8 protein-coding genes are annotated in these 9,083 nt (G+C 51.7%); 4 read left to right on the top strand and 4 right to left on the bottom strand.

What is annotated here, in order from left to right; all coding sequences use genetic code 11:
• The first annotated feature begins 9 nt into the window (after positions 1-9).
• The 3 genes from KIH86_RS01055 (at position 10) to KIH86_RS01065 (ending at position 3,337) form a co-directional block, all read left to right on the top strand.
• Entirely contained in the window at positions 10-1,218 is a 1,209-nt protein-coding gene (locus tag KIH86_RS01055; protein ID WP_223082935.1) for an MFS transporter, read from the top strand.
• A 289-nt stretch (positions 1,219-1,507) separates the two neighbouring features.
• On the top strand, positions 1,508-2,803 hold the full coding sequence (locus tag KIH86_RS01060; RefSeq protein ID WP_223082898.1) for an Nramp family divalent metal transporter: 1,296 nt from the start codon (positions 1,508-1,510) through the stop codon (positions 2,801-2,803).
• A 297-nt stretch (positions 2,804-3,100) separates the two neighbouring features.
• A complete protein-coding gene (locus KIH86_RS01065; protein ID WP_223082900.1) occupies positions 3,101-3,337 on the top strand; it encodes an LSm family protein in 237 nt (78 codons plus the stop codon).
• 67 nt (positions 3,338-3,404) lie between these two features.
• On the opposite strand, the gene KIH86_RS01070 is transcribed toward KIH86_RS01065, so the two are convergent.
• From KIH86_RS01070 to KIH86_RS01085, 4 genes are all read right to left on the bottom strand, one after another.
• Complete coding sequence (locus tag KIH86_RS01070; RefSeq protein ID WP_223082903.1) at positions 3,405-5,342, bottom strand: FtsX-like permease family protein; 1,938 nt, start codon at positions 5,340-5,342, stop codon at positions 3,405-3,407.
• Positions 5,332-6,093, bottom strand: coding sequence for an ABC transporter ATP-binding protein (locus tag KIH86_RS01075; protein WP_223082905.1), 762 nt, complete (start codon positions 6,091-6,093; stop codon positions 5,332-5,334). The genes KIH86_RS01070 and KIH86_RS01075 overlap by 11 nt, the downstream gene beginning before the upstream one ends.
• A 117-nt stretch (positions 6,094-6,210) precedes the next feature.
• Complete coding sequence (locus KIH86_RS01080) at positions 6,211-7,215, bottom strand: sensor histidine kinase (RefSeq protein WP_223082907.1); 1,005 nt, start codon at positions 7,213-7,215, stop codon at positions 6,211-6,213.
• A complete protein-coding gene (locus KIH86_RS01085; RefSeq protein ID WP_223082909.1) occupies positions 7,205-7,906 on the bottom strand; it encodes a response regulator transcription factor in 702 nt (233 codons plus the stop codon). The genes KIH86_RS01080 and KIH86_RS01085 overlap by 11 nt, the downstream gene beginning before the upstream one ends.
• A 168-nt stretch (positions 7,907-8,074) precedes the next feature.
• On the opposite strand from KIH86_RS01085, the gene KIH86_RS01090 reads away from it, so the two are divergent.
• Entirely contained in the window at positions 8,075-8,890 is an 816-nt protein-coding gene (locus KIH86_RS01090) for a MerR family transcriptional regulator (RefSeq protein ID WP_223082911.1), read from the top strand.
• The last annotated feature ends 193 nt before the right edge of the window (positions 8,891-9,083 follow it).

Below are 9,083 nucleotides of genomic sequence, written 5' to 3' on the forward strand. Positions count from 1 at the left end.
TTCATGAACATGCAGCTCTCAAGTACCGATTCCGGGCAGGCTGCTCATAAAAAATTTCCCCTGGCGCTGCTCTCACTGACGCTGGGCGCTTTTGCCATCGGAATGACCGAATTTGTCATCATGGGGATTCTCCCTAACGTGGCCGACGATCTGAATGTATCGATCTCCTCAGCTGGGCAGCTGATAACCAGCTATGCGCTTGGTGTAGCGATCGGAGCGCCGATTCTGGCCATGCTGACGCATCGGCTGCCGCAGAAGCGGCTGCTCTGCCTGCTGATGATCTTCTTCATCTGCGGCAATGCCGCTGCGGCTCTGGCGCCGAATTACACGGTGTTGATGAGCGCGCGGCTCTTCACCGCCCTGGCGCATGGGACCTTCTTCGGCGTCGGTTCTGTCATCGCCGCCAGTCTCGTCGGCGCGGGGCGGCGGGCCGCTGCGGTCTCGATTATGATGGCCGGTCTGACCGTTGCCAACATAATCGGCGTCCCGGCCGGGACGTTCATTGGCCAGCATCTTGGCTGGCGGGCTTCTTTTGGCGCTGTCGTTATAATGGGTATTATCTCGCTTTCCGGCATCCTGCTGCTGGTTCCGGATATCAAGACGGAGGAATCCTCCAGCCTGGGACGGCAGGTGCGTGCGCTGCTTCAGCCGAAGCTGCTGCTCGTGCTGCTGACAGGTGCGCTTGGCTGCAGCAGTCTTTTTGCCGTATTCACCTACATCACGCCATTGCTTGAAGATATTACAGGGTTCTCTGAGAGTGCTGTTGCCTGGATTCTGGTCCTGTTCGGCGTAGGGGTTACAACCGGCAACATTGTCGGAGGCAAGCTGGCAGACTGGAAGCTAATGCCTTCGCTGCTCGTGAACTTCGCCTTTCTGGCAGCCATACTGGCCGTGTTCGCCTATTCGGTGCATGTTCCGGCGCTTGCGGTGATCACGATCTTCTTATGGGGAGCAGGAGCGTTCGGTGTACTCCCCGGACTGCAAATCCGGATTATGAATCTGGCCAAGGATGCTCCGGCGCTCGCCTCCACATCCAATCATTCCGCGCTGAATCTCGGCAACGCCTTCGGTGCATTCATCGGGGGAACCATCATCACCCATATCGGACTGTCATCTCTGCCCTGGTTCGGGGCACTGTTTTCTTTTATGGGATTGCTTCTGGCCGGAGCCGTATATATGTGGGACATCAAGGATAGAGAACGCGAAACAATCCGTTAGTGGATCACTCCGGTTCGCGACAATTCGGTGCAGCTTGCAGAGCTGTCATACGATCAAAGGGATGAGTCATTTTACTTGAGCAAGAGGCATTCCCAGCTGCATTCAGGCGGCGTGGAATGCCTCTTGTTGGCATATCATGAAAAGGAAATGTTATCTTTCAAATTTTTCAGAAATAGGCGAATGCCCGGGTTTACAATTTGGGTAAAGGGGAATATAATAGGTTTATCAAAAGTTGCACGAGGCAAACATTTATGTGCTTGGCTAATAATTAGGCGGGGAGGAAATAATGATGATGGAAGATGTTTATACATTGGGAACATCCGCTGAGAAAGATAAGCATCGACTCGCCGCTCAGACCGCAATTCGCGGAAAGGCCAAGGGGCTTGGACGCATTCTTCCATTTCTAGGACCTGCTTTCATCGCGGCGGTCGCCTACCTGGACCCCGGTAATTTTGCGACAAATATTACCGCCGGCTCTAAATACGGTTATATGCTGCTGTGGGTTATCGCGGCTTCCAATCTGATGGCTGTACTCATTCAATCCCTTTCGGCGAAGCTTGGCATTGCGACAGGCCGCAATTTGCCGGAGGTCGCACACGACCGGTTCTCGAAATCCGCTTCGATCGCGCTCTGGATTCAGAGCGAGCTTGTGATCATGGCGACGGATTTGGCCGAATTTCTCGGAGCGGCACTTGGACTTTATCTATTATTTGATATACCGATGCTCGCTGCTGCCATTATAACGGCTGTTGGTTCCTTCGCGATCCTGGAGCTTCAGCGCCGGGGATACCGGTCCCTGGAGGCGGGTATCGCAGCCATGATTCTGATTGTCGTACTGGCATTCGCCTTTCAGGTCATTACGGCCCGACCGGATGTCGGCAGTGTGGTGCATGGCATCGTAACACCCCGCTTTCAAGGCATGGACAGCGTGCTCCTGGCTGCGGGCATTCTCGGAGCTACCGTGATGCCGCATGCGATCTATCTGCATTCATCGCTGACACAGCACCGGATCGTAGGACGCGACGACGCGGAGAAGAAGAAGATCTTCAAGCTGGAATTCATTGACATTCTGATTGCCATGTTCGTTGCGGGCGCGGTCAATATGGCGATGGTCATCGTCTCCGCAGCCACTTTCTTCAAGAACGGACTGACCGTCGAGGACCTCGATGTGGCGTACCATCAATTCGGCCAGCTGGTAGGTCCGGTAACGGCGGTGTCCTTCGGACTGGGTCTCTTGATCGCGGGACTGTCCAGCGCTTCCGTCGGAACGATGGCCGGGGACGTCGTTATGCAGGGCTTCATCAACAAACGGATCAATCTGTATCTTCGGCGGGCAATCACGACGCTGCCTCCGCTTGCGATTATTCTGTCAGGTGTGGACCCGACCCGCGCACTGGTCATGAGCCAGGTGGTGCTGTCCTTCGGGATTGCGTTCGCTCTGATACCGCTCATTATCTTCACCAGCGACCGCAAGCTTATGGGCGGACTGGTCAATCACCGGGTCACAACCATTCTGGGCTGGATCATCGCCGGAATTGTGGTGACGCTGAATTTGTTCCTGATCGGTCAGACGGTGCTCGGTTGAGCGCGTCAAATCTGTAGCGGAAGTTAACTCAACAATCCATTCGCAATGTACATGAGGCGTCTCACGGCCAACAGGCTGGAGGCGTCATTTTTTTATATTAACCAAAAGAGAAGGCGGGTGGCCGCAACGGCTGATGCGGTTAATTGACGAAAAGAAATTCGGTCTCTGGTTGCCTGGCGGCCAGGCTTCTCTCCCTGATCTTCACAGGCCGTAACTCTTCTGGAATTTCATGGACAAACGCCGTTTCCCTGAGGCATGTCTCCCCATACAATGCTGCTAAAGAGAGGAGTGATTGCGGTGGATGCTTATATCAACTGCTTGAGATGTAAAGGGCAAAGAGTGCGGGTCATGACTAGAGATGGCCGGCAGTACACTGGCGTCGTCAAAGACGTGGATTACAACAATCTCTATCTTCAAACCGACCGTGGAGATGTGAATACCTCGGCTTTCTACCCGTATGGATACTCATACGGCGCTGCCAGCACTGTACTTACACTTAGCCTTTTCACCTTGCTGGCTATTGCTCTCATCTAATGTTCCCATGCAGCAAACAAGCTTGCTCTCCGTTTCAAGAGAGCAAGCTTGTTCATTTATGTGCGGTCTAGAGTGCCTGGCGAATTACTTTTTTGCAGTACAAGACAGACAGCAGACCGAATATCGAGTACAGCACAGTATACATGATCATGACGATGAACATCGGCGTCCACAGCTCCGTTCCGAAGAGGAACCAGCCGGACCGGACAGCGAAGTAGCTATGGAGCAGGCCGACAGCGAGTGGAATGCCGAAGCTGAACAGCTGCTTGGCCTGAAGTCCTCTCAGCAGATCGCTCTGTGTGAAACCGAGCTTGCGGAGGATGGTGTAGCTGCCTTTTTCCTCTTCACTTTCACCCATCTGCTTGAAATACAAAATGCAGCCCGAGGTGATCAGGAAGGTGAGTCCGAGGAAGGCAACGATGAACATAATCATCCCCATGTTGCGCTTTTGGGTAGTGCTCATGTCAAGCTGGGAGTGGGATAATTCACCGAATGTCTTCGACAGAAACAGACTGTTCGCTTCTTCGATCTGACTTTTCTTGTTGATATTGACGCCAATATAGATTGAGGTTTTTTTCTGGATTTTGGGATCGGCGTTCTGTTTCAAGGATTGAAATACAGAGTCGTCTACAATCGCAACAGGCAGTCCGCCGCTCGTGTAATAATAGTCGATATAATGTTTGGCATGCATACCTGTGTAATTCAGCGGAAATGAGTTCTTCAGATCTTTAAGGACTATGTTTCCGGAGCTCTTCAGCGCCATAAAGGATTGCATCAAGTCATCGTATCCGGAGAGGATGACCTCATCCTTCTGAACGTCAAGTCCGGCACTTTGTTCACTGATTACGGGCATCACCATGGCTTTCGGATCGATCTCCAGTGTATCCAGACTCGTATCCAGAATTTGTGTGGCATCGAATGCCGCCTGAATAACCTCTATCTTTTTCTCTGAATAAGCAATGTCTTTGGACTTCAGCATCGCGGTGAACCGGTCCGCATCCTGAACAGTGCTGAATCCGAAGTGGTCAGGGACCGACTGTTCGGCGCTCTTTTCGGCTGAGTAATACGAAATGTAGCTTAAGGAGAGCAGGCTGATTGCCAGAGCGGATACGGTGGTGATGATGGTCAGCAGCAGCGCATTCGACTTCATCCGGAACATGATCGACGAGAGGGAGAGCACCTGATTGACGTTCAGATAACCATGCTTGCTCTTGCGGATCAGGTTGGTGATGAACCGGACCGATCCTTTATAGAACAAATACGTACCGATAATTACCGAGGCCAGGATTAGTATCATCGCCCCGAACAGTGAATTCATTGTAACGAAATCCCCGCCGAACAGTTTGGAAGATACATAATACCCGACTGCAATCAGCAGGATTCCAAGCAGTCCGATCACAATCTCCGCCGCTGAAATTTTCTTCACTCGCGTCTCCGTAACGGAGGTCGCCCGGAACAGATTCAGAATACTCTGTCTCTTAATGAAGGAGTAATTCATCAGCATGATGAGTATATAGATCGCACCGAACACAATCACGGTCTGAACGAGCGCCTTCCCCGAGAAGTGAAGGGCTGCCAACTCATCCACTCCAATGACCTTGAACAGAATCATCAGAATGAGCTTGGATACGGAGAAGCCCAGCGCGATGCCCACCAGCAGCGATCCGGTGTAGAGCAGCAGGTTTTCGGCGCTTAGCAGGCGGAAGATTTTGTCCCGGGTCATGCCGATCAGCTGGAATAACCCGATTTCACGGCTGCGTCTTTTGATAAAAATATTATTGGCATAGAGCAGAAATATGGCGACGATAGCAACCAGCATGATGGACGCCGATTTCATCGCCGCTGCGCCCTTGATCGATCCCTTGGCTGCATCCATCGAAGGATCGAACTGCAGGGTGACAAATGCGAAATACAGCGCAACACTGAAGATCAGCGCGAAGACGTATAGCGAATAATGACTGAGATTCTTCTTCAGATTGCGGAAGATGAGCTGATTAATGTTCAACCTGCACACCTCCGAGCACACCCTGGGTCTTCATAATATCCTTGAAAAAGGTCTGGCGGTCCTGCGAGCCCTTGTTCAACTGCGTGTATATCTGTCCGTCCCGGATAAAAATAACCCGGCCGCAGTAGCTGGCGGCCACCGGATCATGCGTTACCATCAGGATGGTTGCCTCCCGGCGTTGGTTCAGCTCGCTCAGCTTGTTCAGCAGATCGGAGGCCGATTTGGAGTCCAGCGCTCCCGTCGGTTCGTCCGCAAAGATGATGCTCGGCTCATGGATGAACGCTCTGGCGGCGGAAGTACGCTGCTTCTGGCCCCCTGAAATTTCATTCGGATATTTATCTCTTACCTCATAGATGCCGAGTTCGCTGGCCACCTCTTGAAATCTGCGCTCAGCCTCTGCTCTCGGCGTCTTCGAAATAGACAGGGGCAGCAGAATGTTCTCCTTCACCGTCAGTGTGTCGAGCAGATTATAATCCTGAAAAATAAATCCGAGATGCTGCTTGCGGAATTCCGCGAGCTGCTTCTCCTTCATCGCTGTCATTTCGGTTCCGCTTATATGAATCGTTCCGCCGCTAACCTTATCGATGGAGGAGAGGACGTTGAGGAGCGTTGTTTTGCCGGAACCGGAGGCGCCCATAATGCTGACGAACTCGCCTTTGCCGATCACGATGTCAATTCCCTTCAGCACCTCCTGCCGGTTGAATTTGTTACCATAGCTCTTATAGATTTTGTCCGCTTCGAGGATGTTCATGATCAAATCTCCTTTATCGTATAGGCTCATTGCCTTTCTTGACTCTATTGTAGAATGAACCCCCTGAAGTCATCGTTTGATCGGCCGAACAAAAAACAAAAGCATGTGACAATGTTGTCACACGCCTGACAGCTTCACAAATTCATTGCGCTTGGAGAAGACAAGCGTAAAGGTTGAGCCTTCGCCGGGAGCGGATCGCACACTGATTCGGATTCCTAGCGGGTCGGCGGCACGCCGGACCAGATACAGTCCCATGCCCGTTGAGGCATTGTCATGATGCTCCATCGTGGAGGTGAAGCCTTTATCGAAGATCCGGGGAAGATCCCGGGAGTCGATGCCTCTGCCGAAATCGGTGATTTCCAGAACGGTTTGTTCTTCCCGCATATAACTTCGGACAATAATATCGCCATCCTCGCTGTATTTGACCGCGTTGGTGAGAATCTGTCTAAGAATAAAGGCAAGCCATTTGGCGTCGCTCAGCACCTGATCTGCGTCAAGCTCTAGCTCGAAGCCGATGCCCTTGGCGATGCACCAGGATTTGAGCGTCCGGATCTCGCCTACGATGAGCGCGTTCAGGCTGACTTTTTCCATATACAGATCGTTCTCGATGAAGGAAATGCGCTTCCGGTGCAGCTCCTGGTCAAGCAGAAGATGGATGCGCAGCCATTCATACGTCAGCTGGGCTTTCAGAGATGAATCGTCCATGCGTTCGATGATGAGGTGCATGGTGGTCAGCGGCGTCTTCACTTCATGAATCCAGGAGAGAAGCTCATCCTGTTCAAGCTCGAACCTTGTCCGCTCCAAAGAGGCGTCACGTTTCAGGCGTTCTGTCTGTCCAGTCAGTGAATCTTCCACAAGGCGTTCGAAAGGACTGTCAGCTTTGGCGATCTCGGTAAGATCGAGACTGATTTCCCAGTCTCCGAGGCTTCGGTAGAACCTGGTCTCCTTCCGGTAGCGGAGAACCAGAAAGGCGGCAAAGGCGATCATGGACAGAAACACGATATAGAGCAGCGGCTGAAGCGGAATGGCATTGTCCAAATAGGCGATGAACACAATGATGACCTGCCCAAGTATGAACATGAGAATCCAGCTCAACCGTTCCTTTAAAAAATTAACGATCATGGTTATCCGCCTCATCCACCGCTATGTAACCCTGGCCGACCTTCGTCTCGATGAACTGGTCCAGCCCGATGTCTTCCAGCTTCTTGCGCAGCCGGTTCAAATTGACGGTCAGCGTGTTGTCACTGACAAACCGTTCGTCATCCCATAGGCTTTTGATGAGCTCCTCGCGGCTGACGATCCGGTTTCGGCGGTCGATGAGCAGCTTCAGAATAAAAATTTCATTGCGGGTCAGCTGCACACAGCCTTCCGCATTGCTAACCGTATTCTTCTCCAGATCGACGGCGGCGCCGCACCAGGTACGGAGTGTGACCGGCTCGGTGGTGCTGTAATCGTGAACGCGTCGGAGAATGGCCTGTATTTTGGCGATCAGCACATCGAAATGAAAAGGTTTCTGCACAAAATCATCCGCACCCAGTTGGATCGACATGACCATATCGGTCGGATGATCCCGGGAAGAGAGAAAAATAATCGGGACATTGGAGTGGGAGCGGATCATGCGGCACCAGTGGAATCCGTCGAACATCGGGAGCCCGATATCGATCAGCACCAGATCGGGTTTGACCTCCGCGAACCTTTCCATCACTTTGGCGAAATCGGAAATGCCGTACACATCATATGACCATTGAGTCAGCCGATTTCGGATCTCGTTAAAAAGCGTTGCGTCGTCTTCGATAAGCAGCAATTTGAACAAAGGTATCACCTGCGTCTGTCATATTCTTCAATAAGTGTATAGGAAACCGGAGGCATTCTCAACGAGAGGAACATTCAAATGCGCAATAATTAACGTTTGACTCTCTCATTATGTGAGGGACTATGCTTAATTTACAATCCGGATTGATGAAAGAAGAAAGGAGATTCCATGTTCAAGATCGGCGAGTTCTCGCAACTGACCCGGGTGTCGATTCGTATGCTGCGCCATTACGACGAAATCGGCCTGCTTCAGCCTCAGGAGGTCAACGCCTCCACCGGTTACCGGATATACTCCGCTGACCAGATTCAAGTGATGAATCGCATTCATCTGCTGAAAGAACTCGGATTCAGTCTGTCCGAAATCAAAGGGCTTATGAACAATATCGGAGACTCCGGCATGCTGCTTGCTCTGTTGGAGAACCGAAAGAGAATCGTGAAGGAGTCGATCGAGCAGGAGAAGAACAAATTGCAGCGTATTGAGACGCTGATCACACGAATGGAAAGGGAGGGTTATGCAATGAGTCAGGAAATTTCAATTAAATCGATACCGGCGTACCGTATGCTGTCTTTGAGGGATGTAATTGCACAATACAATGAGGAGGGCAGATTGTGGGATGAACTGAACCGTTTTGTAGCCGAGCAGCGCATTAAATGCGTTCCGCCCACATATGCCGTCTATCACGATCCGGGATACAAGGAAAGCGATGTAGACGTGGAATTGATGATGCATTTTCAGGGTGAGGCGACCGAAAATGAGCGGATCAAAATCCGGGAGCTTGAAGCGGTGCCGGAGATGGCGGTGGCCTTTCATAAAGGCCCTTTTGAAGAAATGAGCGAGGCTTACCGGGCGCTCGGCATGTGGATGTCCGAGAGCGGATACCGGATCAGCGGCAATACCCGGGCGATCTATCATAAAGGCCCATGGTCCGAGAAAGACCCGTCCGACTATTTGACTGAAATCCAGATCCCGGTGTCAAAAGGTTAACGGCTTGCTCGGGATATAGCGCCCCGTTCACATCGATATGAAAAAAGGAGACTCAGGACACCCTGCGTCTCCTTTTTGTGTTGGGTTGGGCGCAAAAAATAGGGGGGAGTGCAGCCAATGTCATTAAGATAAGGCACAGGCCCAAAAATGAAGAAAAAGAGCAGGTCATCGTACAGATGGCTCGCTCTTTTTT

The organism is Paenibacillus sinensis, from assembly GCF_019904155.1.
GTDB classification, from domain to species: Bacteria; Bacillota; Bacilli; order Paenibacillales; family Paenibacillaceae; genus Paenibacillus_AQ; species Paenibacillus_AQ sinensis.

Excerpts from the sequence above, each read along its gene's own strand:
- KIH86_RS01055 (WP_223082935.1), top strand. The coding sequence starts at position 10 with ATGCAGCTCTCAAGTACCGATTCCGGGCAGGCTGCTCATAAAAAATTT.
- KIH86_RS01075 (WP_223082905.1), bottom strand. The coding sequence starts at position 6,093 with ATGAACATCCTCGAAGCGGACAAAATCTATAAGAGCTATGGTAACAAA.
- KIH86_RS01080 (WP_223082907.1), bottom strand. The coding sequence starts at position 7,215 with ATGATCGTTAATTTTTTAAAGGAACGGTTGAGCTGGATTCTCATGTTC.
- KIH86_RS01060 (WP_223082898.1), top strand. The coding sequence starts at position 1,508 with ATGATGGAAGATGTTTATACATTGGGAACATCCGCTGAGAAAGATAAG.
- KIH86_RS01090 (WP_223082911.1), top strand. The coding sequence starts at position 8,075 with ATGTTCAAGATCGGCGAGTTCTCGCAACTGACCCGGGTGTCGATTCGT.